The 23,766-nt window shown below is 47.2% G+C and carries 19 protein-coding genes; all 19 read right to left on the reverse strand.

The window, feature by feature from the left end:
* Nucleotides 1–11: 11 nt before the first annotated feature.
* A complete protein-coding gene (gene minD / locus DXD92_RS12555; RefSeq protein ID WP_022462852.1) occupies nucleotides 12–791 on the reverse strand; it encodes a septum site-determining protein MinD in 780 nt (259 codons plus the stop codon).
* 128 nt (nucleotides 792–919) lie between these two features.
* On the reverse strand, nucleotides 920–3,904 hold the full coding sequence (locus DXD92_RS12560; RefSeq protein WP_118640614.1) for a penicillin-binding transpeptidase domain-containing protein: 2,985 nt from the start codon (nucleotides 3,902–3,904) through the stop codon (nucleotides 920–922).
* Nucleotides 3,889–4,416, reverse strand: a complete 528-nt coding sequence (gene mreD / locus DXD92_RS12565; RefSeq protein WP_022462850.1) for a rod shape-determining protein MreD — start codon at nucleotides 4,414–4,416, stop codon at nucleotides 3,889–3,891. The genes DXD92_RS12560 and mreD overlap by 16 nt, the downstream gene beginning before the upstream one ends.
* Nucleotides 4,417–5,268: a rod shape-determining protein MreC gene (gene mreC / locus DXD92_RS12570; protein ID WP_055228139.1), complete on the reverse strand. Its 852-nt coding sequence runs from the start codon at nucleotides 5,266–5,268 to the stop codon at nucleotides 4,417–4,419.
* A 21-nt stretch (nucleotides 5,269–5,289) separates the two neighbouring features.
* Nucleotides 5,290–6,303 (reverse strand): rod shape-determining protein, encoded by a 1,014-nt coding sequence (locus DXD92_RS12575; RefSeq protein ID WP_118640615.1) that lies wholly within the window; start codon nucleotides 6,301–6,303, stop codon nucleotides 5,290–5,292.
* Between the two features lie 56 nt (nucleotides 6,304–6,359).
* Nucleotides 6,360–7,049, reverse strand: a complete 690-nt coding sequence (gene radC, locus DXD92_RS12580) for a RadC family protein (protein WP_022462847.1) — start codon at nucleotides 7,047–7,049, stop codon at nucleotides 6,360–6,362.
* A 94-nt stretch (nucleotides 7,050–7,143) separates the two neighbouring features.
* Nucleotides 7,144–8,757: an NAD(P)/FAD-dependent oxidoreductase gene (locus DXD92_RS12585; RefSeq protein ID WP_118640616.1), complete on the reverse strand. Its 1,614-nt coding sequence runs from the start codon at nucleotides 8,755–8,757 to the stop codon at nucleotides 7,144–7,146.
* Entirely contained in the window at nucleotides 8,754–9,941 is a 1,188-nt protein-coding gene (locus tag DXD92_RS12590) for an NAD(P)/FAD-dependent oxidoreductase (RefSeq protein WP_173827227.1), read from the reverse strand. Before DXD92_RS12590 ends, DXD92_RS12585 begins: the two co-directional genes overlap by 4 nt.
* Nucleotides 9,941–11,227, reverse strand: coding sequence for a methionine gamma-lyase family protein (locus DXD92_RS12595; protein ID WP_055228136.1), 1,287 nt, complete (start codon nucleotides 11,225–11,227; stop codon nucleotides 9,941–9,943). Before DXD92_RS12595 ends, DXD92_RS12590 begins: the two co-directional genes overlap by 1 nt.
* A complete protein-coding gene (gene miaA, locus DXD92_RS12600; RefSeq protein WP_117509148.1) occupies nucleotides 11,221–12,198 on the reverse strand; it encodes a tRNA (adenosine(37)-N6)-dimethylallyltransferase MiaA in 978 nt (325 codons plus the stop codon). Before miaA ends, DXD92_RS12595 begins: the two co-directional genes overlap by 7 nt.
* A gap of 9 nt (nucleotides 12,199–12,207) precedes the next feature.
* Nucleotides 12,208–14,238, reverse strand: coding sequence for a DNA mismatch repair endonuclease MutL (mutL, locus tag DXD92_RS12605; protein WP_118640617.1), 2,031 nt, complete (start codon nucleotides 14,236–14,238; stop codon nucleotides 12,208–12,210).
* A 55-nt stretch (nucleotides 14,239–14,293) separates the two neighbouring features.
* Nucleotides 14,294–16,930 (reverse strand): DNA mismatch repair protein MutS, encoded by a 2,637-nt coding sequence (mutS, locus tag DXD92_RS12610; protein ID WP_118640618.1) that lies wholly within the window; start codon nucleotides 16,928–16,930, stop codon nucleotides 14,294–14,296.
* Nucleotides 16,931–17,064: 134 nt separating this feature from the next.
* On the reverse strand, nucleotides 17,065–18,372 hold the full coding sequence (locus DXD92_RS12615; protein WP_118640619.1) for a tyrosine-type recombinase/integrase: 1,308 nt from the start codon (nucleotides 18,370–18,372) through the stop codon (nucleotides 17,065–17,067).
* 50 nt (nucleotides 18,373–18,422) lie between these two features.
* Nucleotides 18,423–18,635, reverse strand: coding sequence for a helix-turn-helix domain-containing protein (locus DXD92_RS19695; protein WP_117801167.1), 213 nt, complete (start codon nucleotides 18,633–18,635; stop codon nucleotides 18,423–18,425).
* Nucleotides 18,636–18,715: 80 nt separating this feature from the next.
* Nucleotides 18,716–19,807 carry a hypothetical protein gene (locus DXD92_RS12625; protein ID WP_117801169.1) on the reverse strand — a complete coding sequence of 364 codons (1,092 nt, stop codon included), beginning with the start codon at nucleotides 19,805–19,807 and terminating at the stop codon, nucleotides 18,716–18,718.
* A gap of 29 nt (nucleotides 19,808–19,836) precedes the next feature.
* On the reverse strand, nucleotides 19,837–20,289 hold the full coding sequence (locus tag DXD92_RS12630; protein WP_118640620.1) for a DUF188 domain-containing protein: 453 nt from the start codon (nucleotides 20,287–20,289) through the stop codon (nucleotides 19,837–19,839).
* A 142-nt stretch (nucleotides 20,290–20,431) separates the two neighbouring features.
* Entirely contained in the window at nucleotides 20,432–20,944 is a 513-nt protein-coding gene (locus DXD92_RS12635) for a metallophosphoesterase (RefSeq protein WP_117801173.1), read from the reverse strand.
* 11 nt (nucleotides 20,945–20,955) lie between these two features.
* The gene (locus tag DXD92_RS12640; RefSeq protein WP_118640621.1) at nucleotides 20,956–22,371 is read right to left on the reverse strand and encodes a hypothetical protein; all 1,416 of its coding nucleotides are present in this window, start codon (nucleotides 22,369–22,371) and stop codon (nucleotides 20,956–20,958) included.
* 139 nt (nucleotides 22,372–22,510) lie between these two features.
* A complete protein-coding gene (locus DXD92_RS12645; protein WP_118640622.1) occupies nucleotides 22,511–23,683 on the reverse strand; it encodes a hypothetical protein in 1,173 nt (390 codons plus the stop codon).
* Nucleotides 23,684–23,766: the final 83 nt, after the last annotated feature.

Below are 23,766 nucleotides of genomic sequence, written 5' to 3' on the forward strand. Positions count from 1 at the left end.
CCAGTTCCCTCCTATCGCCCGAATACGCGGCGGAAAAATCCCTTTTTGCTGTCAAGATCCAAGTAGGGAACACTCTCCCCGAGGATCCTGTGGCTGATATTCGTAAAGGCTTCTCCTGCCTTGGAACCGCTTCCAGCGATCGCTTCGCCCTGGTTGGTGGCGATTACTACCTGCTCATCATCGGGCAGAATGCCGAGCAGCGGAACAGCAAGAATTTCCTGTACATCATCCACCGACATCATTTCACCGCGTTTTACCATATCCGGCCGGATACGATTGATGACAAGAGAGATATCCCTCAGATCCTGCGCCTCCAGAAGGCCGATGATGCGGTCCGCGTCCCGGATGGCCGAAACCTCCGGCGTAGTCACAACAATTGCCTTATTGGCACCGGCAACTGCATTTGCAAATCCCTGCTCAATGCCTGCCGGACAGTCAAGAAGAACAAAATCAAAGCTCTGTTTTAATTCATCGCAGAGTTTTTTCATCTGCTCGGGCGTTACGCTTGTCTTGTCCCTCGTCTGGGCAGACGGGAGAAGGTAGAGCTGCTCGTACCGTTTGTCGCGGATTAGCGCCTGCTTCATCCGGCAGTTGCCCTCCACAACATCCACAAGATTGTAGACAATCCGGTTTTCAAGGCCGAGCACGACATCCAGGTTTCGAAGACCGATGTCGGTATCTACCATCACAACTTTCTTTCCAAGCTGTGCCAGCCCGATTCCGATATTTGCTGCGGTTGTCGTCTTTCCGACGCCGCCTTTTCCTGATGTAATTACAATGACTTCACTCATCTGGAACCTCCTTGTTGAAAACTGTTCTGCATTTTCATGCCGCAGGATGCGTCCAAACCTTTGTTTAAAAACGCATCCTTTCTCTTTTGCAGCTTTCTTCCCAGGCTTCGTTTCTGCCGGAAAATTCCTTAGTCTGCTCTCACGCTTGCAACACCGTTGGAGTTTGCCTGACCGGACAGAATATCGTCTGAGAGGCCATAGTAATAATCTAAGATATCCTTAGCTACCAACTCTGCGTTCATAGAAGAATATCCAAACGGAATGCGGACGGCAAGAGCAATATCGTCTCTGCTCTCATAGTGAGAGAAGCCGATAAACAGTCCATGGTTTGCACGTGTACGGTCTTCCTGCGCGGTACCGGTTTTTCCGGAAAGCTCTACCGGCCAGGATTCCGGGAAAATGGTCGCATTGGATACGCTGATTACTTTTCGCATGCCTTCGTGTACCAGATCCCAGATGTTGGAATCAACATCCATTTCTGAATTTACCGTCGGGCCGAAATCTGCGCCCATATCGATGTCATTGCCATCCGAATCCGTTGCTTTCTGCAGAAGGGAAAGATTATAAACCGTACCGGAATTTGCAATCGTTGTGACATAGCGTGCAAGCTGTGTCGTCGTATAGTTGTTGGTACCCTGACCAATCGAGGAAGGGATCGGGAGGGAATCGGTTACATTCGGATCGGTTTCCGAAATTTCGATTCCAGTCTTTTCATCCAGCTTAAACATATCGGCATATTTCTGGATCATTTCCAGAGAGCGCTTCTGTTTAAAGGTGCCGTTCTCATCGAGTCCCAGACGATATCCAAGCGTACAGAAGAACACGTTGCAGGAGTTCTGGATGGCACCGACAATGTTCAGATCTCCGTGGCCGCTCAACTGATGGCAGTGGACATAGTCAGATTCGTTGACAAGTCCTTCCCCGAACAGACCGTTGCAGTTGATGGTACTGGTCGGAGTAATTATGCCTTCGCTTAATCCGGCAACCGCCATCAGCGGTTTAAAAGTGGAACCAGGAGCCGTCTTCTGCTGGGTTGCTTTGTTGTACAGCGGGCTGGATTCATCGGTATTCAATTTTGCCCAGTATGCGGTATCCATCTGGTTTGCCAGGCGGTTGTTGTCGTAGCCAGGATAGGAAACACAGGCTAAAATAGCACCGGTATTCGGGTCCGTAATGACAGCAGAACCGGAACACGGATCGAGTGCAAGCTGTGCCGGGGTGATTTCCAGTTTGGCGATTTTATCGGACAGAAGCTGGAACGGTGTCATATTTCCTGCAACATAAGCGGCATAATCGTCATCCTCTTTCGTCAGAAGGTTCTGATCATACATCAGATTGCAGATATCATAGCCATCGAGCATATCCTGTAGCAGCATATAGTGATACATCTTTTTTGCAAATGTTGTATTGTTTGCCAGACGGTCCAGAATAACCTCCGTCAGCTTCTGATAAACCTCCTGAGAATCCAGGTAAGCATCATCCTGCGTCAGTGCTGAGACATCAATCCAGTTCTGGCTTGCCGCATACGTCAGGTAATCACGAAGAGAAATCGTTCCGTCATTCCATGCCTGATAGGTGGCGTCTTTCTCATTAATTGCTGTTGAAGAAAGAATACCCATCGTACTGGAAAGCAGCTTATCCACGATGAAGGTCTCATATTCCTGCATTTCATCGCTGAGGTCGTTGTAAACGGTTGCTGTTTCAACGGTCAGTTCCTGCGTAATCTCGGCAAGCACCTGCTGGAGCTTCTGCTGGAACAGTGCATAGATCCGCTGCTCACGCTCCGTGGCATCCGCCGCCGAGAAATGGGAAATATCAATCGTGCTGTTTTCGATCAGTGCATTGTATACATCGTAAATTGGAATCGGAACGGCATCCGTATTGGCAAGTGTTGAGGTATCAACGGATTTTACATCACTCAGATACTGTTTCAGAATGCCGGCAATTCTCTGTTCCAGAATTTTATATACCGCAATCTGCAGGTCATAATCAATCGAAAGATAGACGTTATTTCCCTGTTTTGGCTCAACCAGGGATCCTTCTACCGTTTCCAGCTCTTTTCCGACGTTATTAACGATAATCTCTTCTGATCCGTCGGTTCCCTGAAGGATTGTCTCCATATACTGTTCCAGACCAGATTTTCCGACGATGGATTCCGTGGAATACGTTTCTTCTTTTCCCTGGCTCTTCAGCTCTTCATTCAGTTCTGTCAGCTCGTCTGAGGACGCCTGGCCCGTATAACCGATCAGAGAGGAAAAATACTTTCCGTCATAATATACACGCTCGGAATCTTCCGAAATGCTGACACCCTGCAGAACATCTTCATTCTCTGCAATCGATGCAGTTGTATTGCTGCTGACGCCGGAAGCAACTGTCACGCGGACATACTTCTGATAATTCGTCTGTTTCATCTTATAGCGGATCACCAGAATTTCCAGACGCTCCTGATTGGAAAGAGAAAGGACCGCATTTCCGGATTCGTCTGTCTGGTATGGAAGACCATACTCTTCAAAATCTTTGGCAGAATATGCGTATTTTTCATCGTCAGAATAGGCATCCAGGCCAAAGCCGTCCGGTCCGGCAAGAAATGTCATCAGCGTTTCGGCACTGGAACTCTTCTGTTCTGCCGTCATATCGTCGATTTTCTTCTGTCCATAAATGTCTGCACGGAAACGGTCGCGGGTCGTTCCCTCTTCACCTGTAAAAACAAACGCACCGTTCTCATCCACTTCAATCGGGAAGGTGCTGGTGTCAATCGAGTCTCCGTTTGCACGAATCAGCTTACAGAGACGATAGAGTTCTGCGTTCAGAGAGAGAATACGTTCTTTTGTCGTGTTGTACGTTCCGTTATCCTCGATGGTTACGGAGTAGGAAACCTTATTTCCAGCGATCAGTTTTCCGTTCCGGTCATAAATATTTCCTCTTGTACTATCAAGGGTTCTGGTTTTTGTGATTTGCAGTTCAAAATTATCCGCATACTCTTCTCCATGCACCACCTGCAGGATAAAAAGTCTTCCGATCAGGACGGCAAACATAGCAAGGAAAACCACACCAAGCAATAGGGTGCGGTTTTCACCGAGTCTGCGGAAAAGTTTTCTTATCTTCTTAGCCATGGCGACTGTTGTCCTTCCATTTCATTTTCGGTCAGTTTACGGTTGATGATAAATAAAAGCCGGTAAAGCAGAATGGAGAGCACTACCGTGTATACCATTTCCGGCAGAATAATATGCGCCAGATAATCGAAAAAGTGCAGGCGCACGCGCAGCAGGAACTGCAGCACATACATCAGCAGACTGTAGACAAGATCGCTGGCAGCGACCAGTACAATGTGTACCTTAATATCATCGTCATAGAAGACTTTGCAGAAAAAGCCGTTCAGATAACCGATATACATGTAGAGCAGTGCGTAAAATCCAAACAGGCTGCCGTAGAACAGATCAATCATCAGACCGCTGAAAAATCCGACCATCAGTCCCTCTTTTTTTCCGCGCATCAACCCAAAGGCGGACGTCAGAATCAGAAGAAGGTTCGGCGTTACGGACGCGATCTGAAAATACTGAAATACAGTTGTCTGTAACAGGAAAGCTGCAAGAATCAGAAAGGCAAGCGTGATTTTTCTGCGCATTTACTCTCCTCCCTGCTGTTTTAATTCTTTGATCACGAGAACTTCCTGAATATGTTGAAAATCCACAACAGGAATGATGTATCCCTTTTTCGTCAGGTGATTGGAGTCCTCGGTGATTTCACTGACATAGCCGATCAGAATACCGCGGAGGTATTTATCACTGATGTTCGATGTCACAATCTTTTCGCCCTCAGCTACCGTGTCGGTTGTATTCAGCTGGGAAAAGGCAAGCTTTCCGTCGCTGATCAGGCGCAGATCACCCGATACAATACACGTATCCGAGGTAGATGCTGTCATGGCGCTCACAGAACTGGAGTCATCAATGATAGAGCGGACAGTAGCGGAATTGGAACTTACCTCCTCAACAAGTCCAACAAGACCGCCGTCTGCAATAACGTTCATATCTTTCTGAATCCCGTCATTTGATCCTTTGTTGATGACAAAGGTATCATACCAGTTGCCCGGATCCTTTGAGATGACCTGTGCTGCTACTTTTTCATATTCCGAGTAGGACTGGTCCAGCTGATACAGCTCCTGAAGACGCTGCAGCTCCTGCTGCTCCTGTACAAGCTGATTGTTTTCCTCAGTCAGATCCGTGACCTTCTGTTCAAGCTCCTCTTTCTCGGCAGACAGTTTTTTGACGTTCTGGAAACCGGTCAGACAGTCTGTCAAATACGCACCGATCTGGTTAATTCCGTTCTGAAACGGGATGATCACAAAGCCTGCGGCTTCCCGGATCGGCGTGACCGGCATTTTGTCTGCTGCACTGCCTAAAATGCCGGAGAGACACAGGAACGTCATGATGAAAAGTAAATGTTTGCTTTTTAGCTGAAATTTTTTCTTCTTATTCATAGCGGGTCCTTTTTGATAGATTTACTTCTTTTTATTTACCGTGTAAGCCCAGCGATGCAGCGCATCGTGCGTGATCAGTTCCTTGAGCCCACAGATGGTACAGAGGTCATAATACTGGGAAAGCTGCACCGGACAGCCGAGCTGTCTCGAAAGATAGCGGTCAATGTTCGGAATCCTTGTGCTTCCGCCGGTGATGTAAATACCCTCTTTCTGGATATGATCGTGGATCTGCGGCGGTGTACGCTCCAGCGCATGCTTGAGTTCCTCGCCGATCTCATTAACACCGGAAAGGAGTGCTTCGTTTACGAGGGAAGAAGTAATGATCCCTTCCATTGGAAGACCGGATGCACCATCTACGCCGCGCACCTTCCGCGCCTCTTTTTTGTCTGTTCCAAGATCCGCCAGCGCAATCTTGACACGTTTGGCTGTTTTGGAGCCAATCTGGAAATTGTTTTTGCGGCGGTTCAGATTGCATATCGATTCGTTGAACTGTTTTCCGCCTACCGGGATGATTCTGGAAAAAATAACCCTCGCGTTGGCGATAACAGAAATCTCTGTGCTCTGCGCTCCGATGTTGACAATCATGGAACCCTTCGTGCGGTTGATCGGAATGCCAAGTGCCAGCGCATCCGCGATTGGTTTATCCACAAGATACATGCGGCAGTTTTTTAAGGCTCCCTTATGTGCAATCGTATAATAAGAACGCCGTTCAATCTCTGTCATATCGCAGGGAACTGAAAAATACAGCTCCGGGCGGTATCCCATGTGGCGCGTACAGCGATGGAGAAGCGTGTGCAAAACGGCTTCTACCATCAATACATTCGCAATGCGTCCGTTGCTCATGGGGGTAATTACCTCGATATTGGAAGGCGTTCTCTCGTGCATTTCATATGCGTAATTTCCAACGGCAATCACCTGTTCGCGGTTGCGTATGGCAATCATATTTTTTTCTTTTGTGATTGTGTCTTTCTTCAGGTCATAGATTTTGACGGTACTGGTGCCAAGGTCTATGCCGTATACATTTCGAATCTGCATCGTGCTCCTTTAACTTGTTCCCTTCCTTTGGGCATTTCTGCCTCGGATTTTCGGGATCAGATTCCCTGTTCCAGCATACTGGTATAACAGTGATCCCCGATAATAATGTGATCCAGCAGGGTAATGCCGAGCATTTCGCCCGCCCGCCGGATCTGCCGTGTCACGGTAATATCGTCACCGCTTGGTTCCGGGATTCCGCTTGGATGGTTGTGAACCAGCAGAATATGAACCGCACGGAACTGCAGTGCCGCAAGAAAAAGCTCCCGCGGCGAAATCATCGTCGCATTGACCGTTCCTCTTGTGATTTCCTTTTCTCCGAGAAGCTGATTTTTTGTGTCCAGCATCATGCAGAGAAGAACCTCCTGATCCTCGTGGCGGAGACGTTCCATGTAATAATCCGCAATGGAAGCCGGATCATGAAAGCAGAGACCTTTTCTTGCTCCGGCCGCGGCCATTCGTTTGGAAAGCTCACCGATGCACTGGAGCTGGATCGCTTTTACTTCCCCGACTCCGCGGATCTGCAGAAGTTCCTGTCTTGTACAGTGATAGAGTCCTAACAGGCCCTCCTCTTTTCCGGGAAGGGAAAGAATTTCTCTTGCGAGCTCCAGGGATGTTTTTCCCCTTGCCCCACATCGTAAAATGACAGCCAGAAGCTCCGCGTCGGAAAGGCTTTCCGGGCCGTTTTCCAGGCATTTTTCATATGGCTGTTCCATCGTCGGCAGGTTTCGTAATCCATTTTTTCTCATGTATTCCTCCCACCACTCTTCCGGGAATTTTCATGGAATACATTGGTTTGAATCACCCATCATTCTAGCACAACTTTCCGCAGATGTATAGGAATTATGAAAAATTCATATATTTTTTTGCAATTTCCTCTGCCGTTTTTAATCCGTCCATGGCTGCGGAAGTGATGCCTCCCGCATAGCCTGCGCCCTCTCCGCACGGGTAAAGACCGGTAAGCGACGGACTTTCGAGCGTTTCATTTCTTACAATGCGGACCGGTGACGAGGTACGCGCTTCCACGCCGGAAAGAACGGCGTCCGGACGGGAAAAGCCGTGGATTTTCCGCTCAGATGCACGAATGCCTTCCACAAGGGAGTCTCCGATAAACGTCGGAAGAACTTCCAGCAGATTGGCGAAAGTCCATTCTCCGCAGATGGAAGGGGTTACCTCTCCAAGTGCTGTAGAAACTCTGTTTTCACAGAAATCACCAAAAAGCTGCACCGGAACTTTGCCTTTTCCGGCTTCCCACGCAGCGTGTTCAAGCGCTCTCTGGAATGCCACACCATCGAGTACGTCCGGCGTTCCCTCTACATGGTACGGGCGGTAGTCTTCCGGTGTTACGGTGACAATCATAGCGCTGTTCGCATTTTTACCTTCCCGGTCAGAATAACTCATACCGTTGACGCAGGTGCGTTCCGCTTCCGAGGATGCGTTGACAACATAGCCGCCGGGACACATGCAGAATGAGTACACACCTCTTCCGTTTTCACACTGATTGGTGAGCTTATACGGTGCTGCCCCAAGGAAATCCGGTGCCTCCGGTCCGTACTGATCCTCCGTGATCATCTTCTGCGGATGCTCAATGCGGACGCCGACAGCGAAGGATTTTGCTTCCATGGAGATCTTATTTTCGCAGAGTTTAAAGAAGGTATCGCGTGCAGAGTGGCCGATCGCAAGGACTGCAGTCTCCGCGGCAATCTTCTCGGTTTCATTGACGGTTACAGAAGTGAGTCTGCCGTTTTCAATCCCAAAGTCCGTCACTTTTGCTCCGAAACGGACTTCTCCGCCCCATGCCTCGATCTTTTTCCGCATCGTTGTCACAATTCCGATGAGCTGATCGGTGCCAAGGTGCGGTTTCTGATCGTACAGAATTTCTTCCGGTGCCCCGCATTCCGTGAAGATCCGGAGTACCTCACGGTTTCTGCCGGATGGATCCTTCACCGAAGTGTTTAATTTTCCATCCGAAAACGTACCGGCGCCGCCCTCTCCGAACTGTACGTTCGATTCCGGGTTCAGAACGCCGGTTTTCCAGAACGCATCGACACTTTTCTTTCTCTGTTCTGCAGATTCGCCGCGCTCCAGAACGAGCGGACGGTAGCCATGCTTTGCGAGAACATAGGCACAAAAAAGTCCTGCCGGACCGCTTCCGATAATAACCGGCCGGTGAACAAGAGTCTGTTCTCCAGATTTTGGGAACACATATGGCTTTTTCTCCGCTTTTACGATCTGGTTATTTTTCGCCTTCCGCAGTACGGCATTCTCATCTTTTACTTTTACATCAAGCTGATAAACGTATTTTAATTCGGATTTCTTTCTGGCATCAATTGAGCGGCGTAAGAGCTCAATTTCCTGCAGATCGTGTTTTCCGATTTTCAGTGTTTTTCTTATTTTCTGTTCCAGTTCCTCCTGTGTGTGGGTGACTGGAAGCTTTAATTGCTGTATCCGAATCATGAATGTTCTCCTGCTGCAGCTCTTCCGGCTGCACTTCCGCTGGACCAGGCCCACTGGAGATTGTAGCCGCCGCAGACGCCGTCGACGTCCAGGGCTTCTCCCGCAAAGAAAATACCAGGGTGCTGTACCGATTCCAGAGAATCCGTAAGCTGGTCGAGCGTGATGCCGCCCGCACACACCTGGGCTTTTCCAAAGTCGGTCTGGCCGGTGATCTGTAAACGATATGATTTGATGGCGCCTGCCATTTCTTCCGGAATCTTTTTCTTTCCGATCAGAACCGGAATGAGTTTTTCCGGAAGAAGGCCGATCAGAAGCTCTTTTGGCGCTTTATACGGGCAGATTTCCTGCCGTCTGACAAATTCTGCAGTAAGCTCCGATTCCGTCAGTTCCGGAAAGAAGTCTACGAGAAGTTCAGCGCGTTTTTTCTGCATGCAGGCGCGCACAGCGAACCGGGAAATCTGGAATACCGGGATGCCGGAGACACCGTAGTCGGTAAGCTGCAGCTCTCCCTGTTCCGTCAGAACCTCCTGATTTTCAACCAGAAGCGTAATCTTCGCGCGCACCCGAACACCCGCCCAGGAGGAAAACTGGTTTCCTTTGCAGCGGAGCGGGCAGAGGGCCGGGAAAAACGGAATCGAAGCGAGCTGAAGCTGATCGGCAAATCGAAGTGTATCTCCGTCGGAACCGGCGATCTGGGAAGCACAGCTTCCGCAGCAGATGATGACGCTGTCAGCCGGGTACTGCCATCCTTCGGTGCGCACCAGATAACCATTTTCGGCTTTTTCCACTGCAACAGCCGTTTCCCGTGTCTTGATTTTTACCTTTCGGAATCTGGCTTCCAAAATCAGCAGCTCAAGAACGGACTGTGCCTGCTCGCTGGCCGGATAAAGCCAGCCTTCACGGCTCCGGATGCGGATGCCGAGCTGTTCAAAAAACTGTTCGGTGTCCTGTTCGGTAAACTGTTCGAGAACCCGTGATGCACGCTCCTGATTTCCCGTGCGGTAGCACGATGCATCCTGATAACGATTGGTAAAATTACACCGTCCGTTTCCGGTCGCAAGAAGCTTTCTGCCCGGTTTATCGTTCTTTTCCAGAACGGTGACCGCGGCACCGAGACGTGAGGCCCAAATTGCCGCCATCAGTCCGCTCGCGCCGCCGCCGATAATTACCACATTTTTTGCCATTATAATGTCACCATACCGGCATCGACGAGTTTCTGAAGACTCATCAGAATACCGAATTTTGCGTGCTGCCACGTAAGCCCACCCTGAAAATAGACAGCGTACGGCGGTTTGATCGGGCCATCGGCAGAAAGTTCAATGGAAGAGCCCTGCACGAAAGCGCCAGCTGCCATGATAACTGGGCTGTCGTAACCTGGCATATCCCAAGGTTCCGGGGAAACGAAGCTGTCGACCGGGGCAGCTGCCTGGATACCCTGGCAGAATGCGATGACGCCTTCCGGTTTTCCAAAGGTTACCGCCTGAATGATGTCGTGACGGCTCTCGGTTCCGTTTGGAACAACGGCAAATCCCAGTTTCTCATAAACATTTGCAGCAAAGACAGCACCTTTTAATGCCGCTGCGGTAACGGTCGGTGCCAGGAAGAATCCCTGGTAGAAGGAACCGTTCACACCGAGTGTTGCGCCAACCTCTTTTCCAAGTCCCGGGGAGAGCAGACGGTATGCTGCATTTTCCACGTACTTTTTCTTTCCAACAATGTAACCGCCGGCCGGAGCCAGTCCGCCGCCCGGGTTTTTGATCAGGGATCCGACCATCAGATCTGCACCGACATTGGTCGGTTCAATCGTCTCCACGAACTCGCCGTAGCAGTTATCGACCATACAGATGACATCTGGTTTGATATTTTTAATAAATGCAATCAGTTCACCGATGCGGGTAACAGAAAGCGTCGGTCTGGTCTGATATCCTTTCGACCTCTGAATCGTCACCATCTTTGTCTTTTTGTTGATGGCATTTTTGATTCCTTCGTAATCGAAAGAGCCGTCCTCTTTTAAATCTACCTGGCGGTAAGTTACGCCATATTCCGCAAGAGATCCGACGGACGGGCGGATGCCGATCACTTCCTCAAGGGTGTCGTACGGTTTTCCAACAGGAGAAAGCAGTTCGTCGCCCGGGCGGAGATTTCCGGAAAGCGCCGTTGCAAGCGCATGGGTTCCGCAGGCGATTTGCGGGCGTACCAGTGCATCCTCAGTGCCGAAGCACGTTGCATAGACCTGCTCCAGCGTATCACGTCCCAGGTCATTGTATCCGTATCCTGTGGTTCCATATAAGCATGCCTCGCTGACCTTGCTTGCCTGCATGGCGTGGATGACCTTTAACTGGTTGTATTCTGCGATTTCATCAATTTTTGCAAAACGCTCTTTTAATTCTTCCTCAATTTTCGTTCCAAATGCGAAAACCTCTTTGGAAATGCCAAGTGTGCTGTACATAGCAGCTTTTTCTGTCAACATGATTGTTCTCCTTCTTCCTTTGCATCGGCCGAAACGATTTCGTTCCAGCGATCCAGCATATATGATAATATTTTTTCTTCGTCGTAGTCAAAATCCGGCTTGTTCAGCCAGATCACATCCTTTTCCCGTCGGAACCAGGTCAGCTGCCGTTTGGCAAAATGACGGGTGTCCCGCTTGATGATATAGACGGCCTCCTCCAGCGTGCATTCGCCCGCAAGATACGGGAACAGTTCTTTGTAGCCCAGTCCCTGCATGGAGACAAGATCTCTTGTGTATCCCATTTCTTTCAAACGGAAAACTTCATCAACCAGTCCGTCGCAGATCATCTGATCGACGCGCCTGTCAATGCGGTCATACAGAATCGAACGTTCGTCGTTCAGCACAAAATAAGCAGAACAGTACGGAGATTCCTTCTGCTTCTGCTCCTCGTTGTGCTCCGAAATCTTCTGTCCTGTCTCGTGATAATATTCCAGCGCCCGGATTACACGTTTTACATTATTCGGGTGAATCGTCTCCGCGGAAGCAGGATCAACCTCGGAAAGTTCCCGGTACAGTTCTGCCGCGCCTTCCTCCGTTGCTGCTTTTTCTTCCAGCTGTTTCCGGATCGGCAGTTCACCGTGCGATTCCGTAAAATCAACTTCTTTTAAAAGCGCCTGGATATAAAAGCCGGTGCCGCCCGTCACGATCGGAATCTGTCCGGCGGCGTATATTTTTTCCATCGCTTCATGCGCCAGTTCCACAAACTTCACGACGTGAAACTCTTCGGAAGGATCGAGCACATCGATCAGATAATGCGGAACGCCGCACATCTCCTCCGGGCGGATTTTGGCAGATCCGATATCCATATGGCGGTAGACCTGCATGGAATCCGCGGAGATAATGGCCCCATTCACCGCTTGGGCAAGCGAAATCGACAGCTTCGTCTTGCCGACAGCGGTCGGACCGGTCAGGATAATCAAAGGTTTTTTCAAAAAAATCACCTACACAATTCTCTTAAATTTCTTTTCCAGTTCCCGTTTCGAGAGGGAAATGATCGTCGGCCGGCCGTGCGGGCAGTGATACGGATCTTCGAGCGTCAAAAGCTCGGCAATGAGCTGCTCCGCCTCTGCATAGGAAAGATGATTGTTGCCCTTTACGGCGGCCTTGCACGACATCGTCGCCAGACGGTCTTTTAAAATCTCCAGCGGCTTTTCGCGGACCTCCTCAAGATTGTCGAGAATCTCGATAAACAGCTCCTCCGTCGCAATACCGTACAGGTTGTGCGGCACGGCGTTGATCGCATAGTCTTTTCCGCCGAACGGGGAAATTTCGTAGCCGAAGGACTGGAAAACGTCCATGTAACGGGTCACAAGATCTGCTTCCTGCGGCGTTAAGGAGACGATCAGCGGAGGACTCACCATCTGGGAGGTGACGTTCTTTTCCCGGTAATTTTTCATCATCCGCTCGAACAGTACCTTTTCGTGCGCGGCATGCTGATCGATGATGTAGAGATTCTCGCCGTACTGAATCAGCCAGTACGTATCGAAAACTTGGCCGATGATGCGGTGCGATTTCTCTGCCTCCGGGGTAAGAAACTGCTCATCAAAGAGCTGCATCTGGCCTTCTGGCTCAGGCGAAGCAGATACAGATGAGGATTCTTCCGGCATGGAAGATACCGTTGGAGCTACATCTGGCTCCTGCTGATGCTGTATTGCGTCCGCGTTTGAGAGGTCTGCCGTCTTTGGCACGTTTCCTGCCCCCGGCTCAAACAGTTCTTCCTCTTCCCGCGTCATTCCCGTCATCTGCTGAACCGGCACATACGTTTTCGCTGCGCGGTATCCATTTCGTTCCACCTCCGGGAAAATTGGCATTCTTCTGCTCTGGCTGGAAACCGGCTCCACCGGAAGGGACTGCCGTGCAAAGCCTTCTTTTACCTGCCGTTTCTGCTCGAACGGTTCCGGAACAACAATCTGTTCTTTCCGTGCCGCTTTTTCCTCTGCTTTCCGTTCCCTGTCGGAAGAAAGCGAAACCTTCACAATCTGCTCCCTGTGATTCAGCGCACCTGAGATCATATCGCGCATCTGGCGGTAAATCTCCTCCTGATGAGAAAAACGAAGTTCCATCTTCGTCGGATGCACATTGACATCCACCGCCTCTCCATCCATCTGGACATAGAACAGCGTAAACGGATATTTATGCTGCATCATCGATGTTTGATATCCGTCCTCAATCGCACGGGCGAGCAGCTTGCTCCGCACATACCGTCCATTCACGTAATAATTTTCAAAATTCCGGTTTCCCCTCGAGATCACCGGTTTTCCGATAAAGCCGTCGATCGTCATCAGCGGGCTTTCCGAGTGAATCTCGATCAGCTCCCGCGCGATGTCGCGGCCGTAAATATTATAGACCAGTTCTTTTAAATTCCGGTTGCCGCTCGTATGGAGCTTCACCTGTGAATTCACCATATATTTAAACGAAATCCCCGGGTGCGACAGCGCAAGCTGCTCCACAACGGAAGTCACCGCATTCGCCTCCGTAACCGGCGTTTTTAAGAATTTCTGACGAGCCGGCGTGTTGTAAAAAAGATTCCGGACCAGAAAGGTTGTTCCGGTCGGGGCACCGACCTCCTCATTGGCCTTCTCCGCGCCGCCCTCAATCACATACCGCGTTCCCGTCAGCGCATCCGGCGTTTTCGTAATCATCTCGATCTGCGCAACCGCCGAGATACTCGAGAGCGCCTCGCCGCGGAAGCCAAGAGATGCAATCTGCACGAGTTCTTCCACGGAACGGATCTTGCTCGTCGCGTGGCGCAGAAAAGCGAGCGGCACCTGTTCGGCCGGAATGCCGCTTCCATTGTCCGTGATCCGCACCAGCGAGATACCGCCGTCGCGGATTTCCACGGTGATCGCCGTCGCACCGGCGTCCATTGCATTTTCCACCAGCTCCTTTACCACGGAAGCCGGCCGTTCCACGACCTCACCGGCCGCAATTTTATCGATCGTATTCTGATCCAGTACTGCTATGGTAGCCATGTTGTTCCTTTCTGTTTCGGATTGATTCTAACTTATGTTCTGATCCAGTATTCCCCTATTTCCAGCGGTTTTTCACCTTTCCCTGGAAACGGTACAGGGTATTTAAAGCATCCATCGGTGTCATATTCGAGATATCAAGCTCCGAGAGCTCTTTGATGATATCATCGTCCTGCACCGTATCGAACAGCGACATCTGTGCCATATCGACCTCGTCGTAGTGAACCGGCTTTGCCTTCGGTTTTTTCTGCATGGTCAGATCCTTGACCGCAGCAGTGATATCGGCATCGCTCAGCTGCTCCACCAGCTCCTGCGCCCGGGAGAGCACTGACTCCGGCACTCCCGCAAGACGCGCTACCTGGATACCGTAGCTCTTATCTGCGCCGCCCTGTACAATTTTACGCAGGAATACGATATCGTCGCCCTTTTCCTTAACGGCAATACAGTAGTTGTGCACGCCCGGAAGCTTTCCTTCAAGCTCAGTCAGCTCATGGTAATGCGTAGCGAACAGTGTCTTTGCGCCGAGCAGCTTCGGATTCGCCACATGCTCAATCACAGCCCAGGCGATCGAAAGACCGTCGAACGTACTCGTTCCTCTTCCGATCTCATCGAGAATCAGCAGACTGTTCGAGGTTGCATTCCGAAGAATATTTGCCACCTCCGTCATCTCAACCATAAACGTACTCTGGCCGCTTGCCAGGTCATCGGATGCGCCGACACGGGTAAAGATCCGGTCCACAATACCGATGTTTGCCTTCGAAGCCGGAACAAACGAACCGATCTGTGCCATCAGCACAATGAGGGCCGTCTGGCGCATATACGTCGATTTACCGGCCATGTTCGGTCCGGTGATGACGGAAACGCGGTGGTCACCGTTGTCAAGCAGGGTATCGTTTGCGATAAACATATCGTTTGGAATCATCTTCTCGACCACTGGGTGACGGCCGTCCTTGATATCAATCTTTCCGCGACTGTTCAGCTTCGGACGCACATAGTGGTTGTGCTCGGCAACGTAGGAAAGCGATGCATACACATCGAGCCGTGCCAGAGCCTGCGCCGTGCGCTGAATCCGCTCCGCCTCACCGGCAACCGTATCGCGCACCGTACAGAAAAGATCGTATTCCAGCGCATACAGTTTATCCTCCGCACCGAGAATCGTATCCTCGAGTTCCTTCAGACGCGGGGTAATGTAGCGCTCCGCATTCGTCAACGTCTGTTTTCTCGTATAGTAATCCGGGACAAGATCTTTAAACGAGTTCGTGACCTCCAGATAATAGCCGAATACCTTGTTGTATTTGACCTTCATATTTTTGATTCCGGTTTTCTCGCGCTCGCTTGCCTCCAGCTCACTCAGCCACTGTTTTCCCTCGGTCTTGGCGTGACGGTAATTATCGACCATCTCGTTATAGCCGTCCTTGATCATACCGCCGTCGCGCATCAGATACGGCGGATCATCGACGATTGCCGCATCGACAAGCTGATAGAGGTCTTCCAGCGGGTCGAGATCCTCCTGAATCTGCGCCAAAGCGCCGCCGTCAAACGAGTTTAAGAGCTGCTTGATGTAAGGCAGCATCTGCAGCGACGATTTAAAGGCGATCAGGTCACGCGGATTCGCGGACTGGTAGCTGATTCTTCCGACGAGACGCTCGAGGTCATAAACCGGACGGAGGTATTCACGGATTTCCTCGCGGATCATCGCCTGCCCCGTTAGAGCCTCTACAGCATCGAGCCGTGCGTTGATTTCCTCCTCGTCGATCAATGGCTGCTCTACGTAGCTTCGCAGAAGACGTGCGCCCATCGCCGTGCGGGTTTTATCGAGAACCCAGAGCAGGGAGCCGCGTTTCTGCTTCTCCCGCAGCGTTTCCACCAATTCCAGATTCCGGCGGCTGGAGCTGTCGATCAGCATATATTTGTCTGTCACATACGGTGTAATCGAATTCATGTGAGACAGATCCGATTTCTGTGTCTCGTGCAGATACTGGAACAGCGCACCGGCTGCAATTGTTCCGCAGTTGTAATCGGCGATGCCAAGGCCTTCCATCGTAGCAGCATGGAACTGTTCCTGCAGCGTACGGCGGCAGATATCATCGTCGAAATACCAGTCTTCCAATGCATTCACGCAGATATGAAGGCGGGTTCGAAGATCCTCCACATCGATCCCGCAGAGCAGGAACGACTGATTGCAGATGATTTCCGCCGGCATAAACTTCGTGATCTCATCCACAAGGCGGCGCGGCTTGTCCATTTCCGTGACGAGGCACTGGCCGGTCGAGATATCTGCTGTAGAGATACCGAAGCATCCCTCCATGCAGACGATCGACATAATGTAGTTGTTCTTCGTCTCATCAAGTCCCTGCGGGATCAGCGTCGTACCCGGTGTGACAACGCGGATGACTTCGCGCTTTACCATGCCCTTTGCCTGTTTCGGGTCCTCCATCTGCTCGCAGATCGCAACCTTATGGCCGTTCTCTACAAGACGGTTGATATACCCTTCTGCAGCGTGATACGGGATACCGCACATCGGAGCGCGCTCCTCCATGCCGCAGTCCTTTCCGGTCAGCGTAAGCTCAAGTTCTTTGGATACCAGGGTGGCATCCTCGAAGAACATTTCGTAGAAATCACCTAAGCGGTAAAACAAAATGGTATTAGCCGGGTCAGTCAAGCCCGTCTTCGTCTGGCAATAATGTACCATCATCGGGGATAAATTCGCAGTTTTTAAAACATCCTTGCAAGTAGGGGATTTTTTGCTTATGATTTCTGGATTTGACCAGCTTTTGACCACCTTTTCTGTCTGACTTTGGTTTTGAGGTGTTTTGTTATTAGAAAAATTCATTTTTTCACCTTTTTATTCTTTAGATCAAAATTCGTATAAAAACTCTTCATACCCTTTCGAAGCTCTGGTTCGATATAGCTATTATCAAGATGAGTGTAATATTCGACCATTTTATCTGAACTGTGACCAACATACTCACGGACAACAGATTCCGGAACTTTGGCCTTTATCAGGGTGGTTACATATGTATGACGGAACATATGTGGTGTTACTTTGACCAGGTTTGGAGAACGTCCTTCTTTTTGGGCAAGCAATATTTCCGGTTCATTTATTGCCGTTTGAAAGTCATTGCATATTCGATCAAGCCAACTGCGATTAAGTGGATTGCCCGGTCCAGTAGTACAAACAAGATCCGGATATTGTTCAAACAAGGGATTCGAACGTCCCCAATCGCGTCCGTACTGCTTCTTGTCTGCATCTTGCTGGGCTTTCCATTGTTTTAAAGCCTTAACTGCAATATCAGAAAGAGGAACGATACGATAACTTTTCTCACTTTTCGGCGTTGTTACTTGATGATACAACGCCGAATCATAAAGTCGATTTCCCTCCTCGTCAAAAATGTCTCGAACCTTTTTCACAGTTTTGTAGACTTTCAACTGCTTTTTCCTAAAATTTATATCTTTCCACTGTAGGGAAAGAAGTTCTCCGATTCTTAAGCCGCCATGTAATAGAACGATAAATAATTCATAATAGCGGCGTGATTGAATACTCTTGAAAAATTGTTCCAACACATCAGGAGTTAGTACCTGCTCAAACGTCCGTTCAAATAAGTCATCTGGAGGCTTTTCGTTTACAGACTTAGACGGTCCAGCATATTGATATCCGGAACATGGATCAAACGGTATGATACGATTTTCAAAAGCAGTGCGAAAAACTTGCTTTAAAACGGCCAAAGACTGTTGAATTGTAGTCGTTGCATATCCCTCTTTTTCGAGTTCTTGCATAACCGAAATAATATTTACAGTTTTTACATCAATTATTTTCATGTAACCAATGTAATCTTCCACACGTTCAAAGCCTATAACATAGTTATTAAGAGTTTGTGTTTTTAGTTTAGGTCGTGCGTAGGTCTTTAAATAAATTTCAAACCATTGTGAAACCGTTAGCGAAAACGAGAGATTTAAGTCTCTGTTCGCCGTCAACATAAGAAACTGTTTCTTTTTTTGCTTCAGTTTCCGAAGATTAGTATCATAGATACTATAAGGCTTTTTTTGCCCTTTAATTCTAATACGAGCTTCGTATCGTCCGTCTTTTCTCTGATAGATGCCGGCACCAAGCTCTTTTCCATTTGAGTCTTTTCCCATATCATTCTCCTAATGATACGCGCATACGGATATTATCGTATCACGCGAACTTAAAAAATGCAAGTATGCTGGTCAATCCATCGTTCGAATTTTTTTCGATGGATCATAGTACGCCTGCCAATTTGAACCTTAAAGTTACTTTCATTCATGAGATCACGAAGTTTACGTTCTGAAATTCCGGTAAGCTCGGATGCTTCTTTCACAGATAGCAGAATTTTGTCTGAATCTAAATTATTTCCTTTTGTACGTTGCAAAATAGACACCTCTTTCTTGTTTTGATACTTATAGTATTAGAAATAAAAACAAAAAAGGCGTCAACTTTTTCGTCAACGCCTTTAGATGGTTATTTGTCAGATGTCTTTTTGCATTTTATTGCATCCTCAACAGCCTCTTCCCAGCTCATATGATATTTTTCCATGCGTGTTTTTACAGACCTCGCGTCAATTTGTAAAGCATGATAACAACGGTATAATGTAGGATATACTGTGTTTTGAAAGACGACAGGATCTGCATCTTGAACGCGATGCATTCCAGTGGTTGATAATGCTTCTTGGATTGCCTGTTCTAACGTATATTGTTTGGATTTAACAAAATGTAAAATCGCGATTGGGTCTACGCCTATACGAGAACAGAGCTTTTCTACGCAATCGTATGTACTATTTTGGAATTGTATAGCATCCGGGTATAAGAGTGAAAGTTCTTGCAAAGCGAGAAAATGATTTGCTGATTCCTCGATGGTGCATTTTAGGCGGTGCGCTCTTGCAGCCACACTGCTATGACTTATATGATGCTGCTTGCAAAAAGCGGATAAGGAAGGATATGCCTCTCCGTTAATTTCCACAATCCAAAAGTCTGATGGGCGAGGCTTAGGTGGGGCAGAGACTTTTTTCTTTTTCTTCTTGGGAAGCACTTTGGGTGGAGCAATCTGATTCTCTTGACGCTGTTTTTGTGCTAGACAAGCCCTGATAGCGGCGGAAGGAGTTAGCTGATTCTTGTTTTTATAGGCATATACAACACTAGGACTCAATCCATATTCTTTACAACAAGCGATAATAGATGGATATTTTTGGTTGTTGAACTTGAAAGAATAACGGCTTTCATTTAAGACATAATGATCCAATGCTGCTTCAAAAGAGCATTTATGAGTGCGCTTATAGTAACTCACATTGTCAACAGGAACATTAAACAATTCACAGCATACCTTCATAGATGGATATGTTTGACCGTGATATTTCACGCAACGTCCTTTTTTTGCAGCCCTTAGATGGTCAATGGCTTTTTCCGCTGTGATATTTTTCTCCTTTTTCAGCGGGAAAACACAGGAATAGGCCACATCATAGTATTCGCAACAAGCTTTAATGCTGGAAAATATCTGTCCGTGATAAGGAAACTTGAATTTATCCAAATATTGTTGTCTTCGTTTAGATATGCGCATAAAACACCTCCCTTTTCTAATACAAATTCTTAGGCAAAAGCGGTCTTTTTAGTTTCGGCGGGGTTAATCATCTGCAATAAAGATTTCTGAAAATCATATTTTTTCTGAACAGAGCGTCTTTTTTTCTTACGATGGCGGATATTGGGATCGATCTGATTCAAATAACGGCTCATAAGAAGGGTGTCAATTGTTTCTTTTGAATAAATAGCTCCACTTGGATGCATAACCAGTGCGCCCTTAGCCATGACCAACGAAGCAAGTCCGTAATCCTGTGTTATAACGATATCTCCTATTTTGCATTCATTATAGATCTGCATATCGGAAGCATCTCTTCCGGGAGCCACCTTTTTAATTTTGCTGTAATCAGAATAAAGCTGGTGCGCTGTATCGCAGAACAACATTACTGGTAAGCCTTTCTCTTCCGCAATTTCTTCAATCTGACGGATTTTTGAACAAGAATCCGCGTCAACAATAATTCTCATTTGTAAAACCTCCTCTTCGAAAATTTTCTTATTGATAGTATTGCAAAAAGAAAAATACTTATATTCTCACGTAGGTGATTTTTTTGCAAAAAAAACACTGCCCATGCATTTTATGGAACAGTGTTTTTCTTTGAATAGGCTGTTATTTTACGTCATTTTGAGCGATCAGTTCATCCAGAGTGACTGGGGTATAATTGATAACATCGACGGATACATTATATCTTCTGTCAATATGTGTTACAGTTGTATTGTGAATATGACCGTGCAGGTGATAGGAACCCACATAAAATCCATTCCATTCCTCAATCGGATAATGGAACAGAACAACTTTACGTTCAGTATCCCTTACTTCTGCATAGGGACGGCACCATAAAAAAGCGCTGGAGAAGTCCCGATTATGGATATTCTTGAAATCATGATTCCCAGTAACAAGGTATTTTTTGCCTGGAAGAGCCATAAGAAACTTCCCAATTCCCTTTTCATGATACATGCCAACATCACCAAGAATATATACTTCATCACAAGGACCAATACCTTTTTTCTTCCAATTTTGGAAAATAGTCCGGTGCATGTCATCAATTGTTGCAAATGGGCGACTGCATTTTTGAAGAATCGCCGGGTGAAACAAATGTAAATCACTAATATAATATTTCATAAAAATCTCCTTTAAGCGTCAAATTCAACGAGATAATTCATTACCATGGCAGCCTCTGAATAAAAGATGATTTCATCTTCTCTTAAAGAGCGTCCAGCTTTGGCATGAACACAATTTTTCTTTTTCGCTTCCAGTTCTTTTGGAGTAAAGTGGTGGCTCGATTCCACATAAAGTGGTTTTCCGTAAGCAACCGCAAAAAGCCCCATATATACAACATTTTCATGTTCGTTTGTGTATTTTGCAGAAGAACTGCTTGTATACAAAAAACTCTTGTTCGGATTAATGGCAAAATAAGCTCCGTCACCAAACATGCGTCCATTCTCATAGGAGGGAAGGATTTTGATGGAATTTTCCGTGATACTGAGCCAGTTTGCATTCCGGCTTCCGTGCCATATCTGCCGTACATAGCGAATATGATGCTCTTTACAATAGCTGTTAAAGGTTTTTTGCTGCCGATCTGGGATAACACGCCAGATCTTTCGTACTTTCCGCTGCAGAGAAGGGGTTAAGTGTTCGATAACTTCCTGCCGCTGGGAATCTGTAGCCTCAAATACATGAATATTATGTTCCCGAAAACTGCCGATAGAACCGGACGGACGCATAACTTCCATCGCCGTGATAAGGTCATTTTCACGATCTATAATCGCAGGAAAATCAGACGTTTTCACAGCAAGAAGAGATTTAACATATCTGCTCTTTCGAGGGGAAATAGTTAATAATTTCTGAAGCGTCTCATTGAAATCCTTCAAAGTAGTCTTGGTACTTAATTCCGCAAGAATTTTCTTCGACTGAGATACCTGTTCAACGGTCACTTTGTCATGGTGGACCAAATGCCGTTCGACCATACCTTTAGCGTAGGTATACAGTTTTTGATATAATTCAATAGCTTCCGGACGCTGATCAGGAATGGTGGGTGCAACAGGTGTTTCCGACACAGCTGGAGCAAGATAAATAGAAGACTCGTCCTTGTATCCTTTTGAAAGCTTTTCATAGTAGCGAATCCAATATAGATGGATGGGATATGGGGTTTTCAAGTCCTTTTTTCCAAATGCTTCTCCCCTGCCAGCTCCGATACGTCCGTAAGTTGCATTCAGTACGGAACCAGATGGCCGAAAATGGTAGAATTTGTAATTGTTGGATACTGGGTTAATACAGGTTAAATAAGCTTCCGGATAGGTATCCTGTGGGAGCTGGATGGTATTGTACTCTTCTGTTACATACATACTCGGATAGATGGTCCCGTCCTTTGCGAATGTGCCACGCTGTTTAACGTCAAACTCCGCTTCTCCTACAGGTGTAGAAACAAGTAAACGATTGGGAACGGACAAATTTAATAACTGCTCCCCAATGGCCTTATACAAGGCAGATTCTGTTTGTGGAACTTCCATATTCCGGGTATCGTTGTACGTCTTAATAGTAATATGCATATTTTTCTCCTTGGACAAATTGAATTTCAGATCGGTTATTGATATACTCCTTTCTTCATGAATTGATCTGATACCCCTAGAATGTGGAAAAGTGAAAAAAACAAAATGGCCGGGATTTATTCCCGACCATTTTGTGTCTCTATTGTTGTTTCAATTCGATAATATACTGAAGCGTTACCTGTGCATCGTCAAAAATAACAACCTCGTCATTCCTTAAAGATGTGCCAGCATGAGCAAAAACAGCATCGTGAGGTGAAATGCGGGATTTGGTTAGCGATTTCATGCCCGAGGTCCATGTGTAGACATGATAGGGTGACTTGTACACGGTTTTCATAACAAATAGATAGGCTTTGTCTGAGGTGCCATGTACCCAAAAAGACCCATTCAATGAGGTATATCCAATACTTTTTTTCGCTTTTGGAGCAAGATATATTCCATAGCCGAACATATGACCGACTTTGGGCGCTTTGGGATTTAAGATAAGTCCATTATGTAAAATGGACAGACAATTCATATTTCTGGACCCATGATACCAGTAATGAATGTCTTCTTTATGATAATTATGTTTGTCATAATAATTCCAAAAAGCGTTATCTCTATTGGAATTTTTAACACGGAATGCTTTTGAAAAGCAATCTGCAGAATGCCCCATGTGTCGTTTGATTTGCCGGAGTTCTTTTTCATCGTTTACAGGGGTGATTGATAACTTCCATTCTTCCAGAAGAGTTTTTTCTTTGCTGTCATTAGACGGCAATGCCTGCATCTGGGTTTCCATCATGCGCAGCAGATCAGTTTCTCGATCTATAACATTCTGAATCTGCTCCGGATCGGCATCTGCCGGGAGCAAATAGTCTGCAACATTTTTCATTTTCCGAGGCAATAGAGCAAATAATTGTTCCAGAAGAGAATTATCCTTTAATGGATCATTTGAAAATTGATTCAAAATATCTTCTGCTTGCGTGATCATCTGCGGGCTAACCTCGGATACGGATACAGAATAATTAGATTTGATGGCCATAGATGATTCCTGTTGCAAAAAAGAAATGAGTTCACGAACAGAATCATCCTCGATTTCTTTGTATGTATAGGAAGAATGTACATCCATGAGTTCTGTCTTGTCCTGATAGCCCTCTGAAATTTTCTTTTGATACATTTTATCCCATACTGATATAGGATAATAACGGATGTATGGAGCAGCCCCAACACGCCCCATTTCTACCTTAAATGTTGTATTCGAGTCCTGAATCATTCGAAAATACATATTTCGATTTTCAGATGGTATAATTCGGATCATAATAGCTACGTGTGCCATTTGACATCTCCTTTTGACATAATGTATTTCAGACCTTCGTTTTTACGCTCCTCTCATGAAATATTGATCTGATGTTTTTAGAA

Origin of the sequence: Blautia sp. TM10-2, assembly GCF_003480845.1 — a bacterium.
GTDB classification, from domain to species: domain Bacteria; phylum Bacillota; class Clostridia; order Lachnospirales; family Lachnospiraceae; genus Fusicatenibacter; species Fusicatenibacter saccharivorans.

Bases quoted from the DNA above. Each gene is read 5' to 3' on its own strand.
- DXD92_RS12585 (WP_118640616.1), bottom strand. From the start codon at position 8,757: ATGATTCGGATACAGCAATTAAAGCTTCCAGTCACCCACACACAGGAG.
- DXD92_RS12630 (WP_118640620.1), bottom strand. From the start codon at position 20,289: ATGAGAATTATTGTTGACGCGGATTCTTGTTCAAAAATCCGTCAGATT.
- DXD92_RS12595 (WP_055228136.1), bottom strand. From the start codon at position 11,227: ATGTTGACAGAAAAAGCTGCTATGTACAGCACACTTGGCATTTCCAAA.
- DXD92_RS12625 (WP_117801169.1), bottom strand. From the start codon at position 19,807: ATGCGCATATCTAAACGAAGACAACAATATTTGGATAAATTCAAGTTT.
- minD (WP_022462852.1), bottom strand. From the start codon at position 791: ATGAGTGAAGTCATTGTAATTACATCAGGAAAAGGCGGCGTCGGAAAG.
- DXD92_RS12645 (WP_118640622.1), bottom strand. From the start codon at position 23,683: ATGGCACACGTAGCTATTATGATCCGAATTATACCATCTGAAAATCGA.
- DXD92_RS12575 (WP_118640615.1), bottom strand. From the start codon at position 6,303: ATGCAGATTCGAAATGTATACGGCATAGACCTTGGCACCAGTACCGTC.
- mutL (WP_118640617.1), bottom strand. From the start codon at position 14,238: ATGGCTACCATAGCAGTACTGGATCAGAATACGATCGATAAAATTGCG.
- DXD92_RS12615 (WP_118640619.1), bottom strand. From the start codon at position 18,372: ATGGGAAAAGACTCAAATGGAAAAGAGCTTGGTGCCGGCATCTATCAG.
- DXD92_RS12640 (WP_118640621.1), bottom strand. From the start codon at position 22,371: ATGCATATTACTATTAAGACGTACAACGATACCCGGAATATGGAAGTT.
- mreD (WP_022462850.1), bottom strand. From the start codon at position 4,416: ATGCGCAGAAAAATCACGCTTGCCTTTCTGATTCTTGCAGCTTTCCTG.
- mutS (WP_118640618.1), bottom strand. From the start codon at position 16,930: ATGATGGTACATTATTGCCAGACGAAGACGGGCTTGACTGACCCGGCT.
- DXD92_RS12635 (WP_117801173.1), bottom strand. From the start codon at position 20,944: ATGAAATATTATATTAGTGATTTACATTTGTTTCACCCGGCGATTCTT.
- DXD92_RS12560 (WP_118640614.1), bottom strand. From the start codon at position 3,904: ATGGCTAAGAAGATAAGAAAACTTTTCCGCAGACTCGGTGAAAACCGC.
- radC (WP_022462847.1), bottom strand. From the start codon at position 7,049: ATGAGAAAAAATGGATTACGAAACCTGCCGACGATGGAACAGCCATAT.
- DXD92_RS12590 (WP_173827227.1), bottom strand. From the start codon at position 9,941: ATGGCAAAAAATGTGGTAATTATCGGCGGCGGCGCGAGCGGACTGATG.
- mreC (WP_055228139.1), bottom strand. From the start codon at position 5,268: ATGAATAAGAAGAAAAAATTTCAGCTAAAAAGCAAACATTTACTTTTC.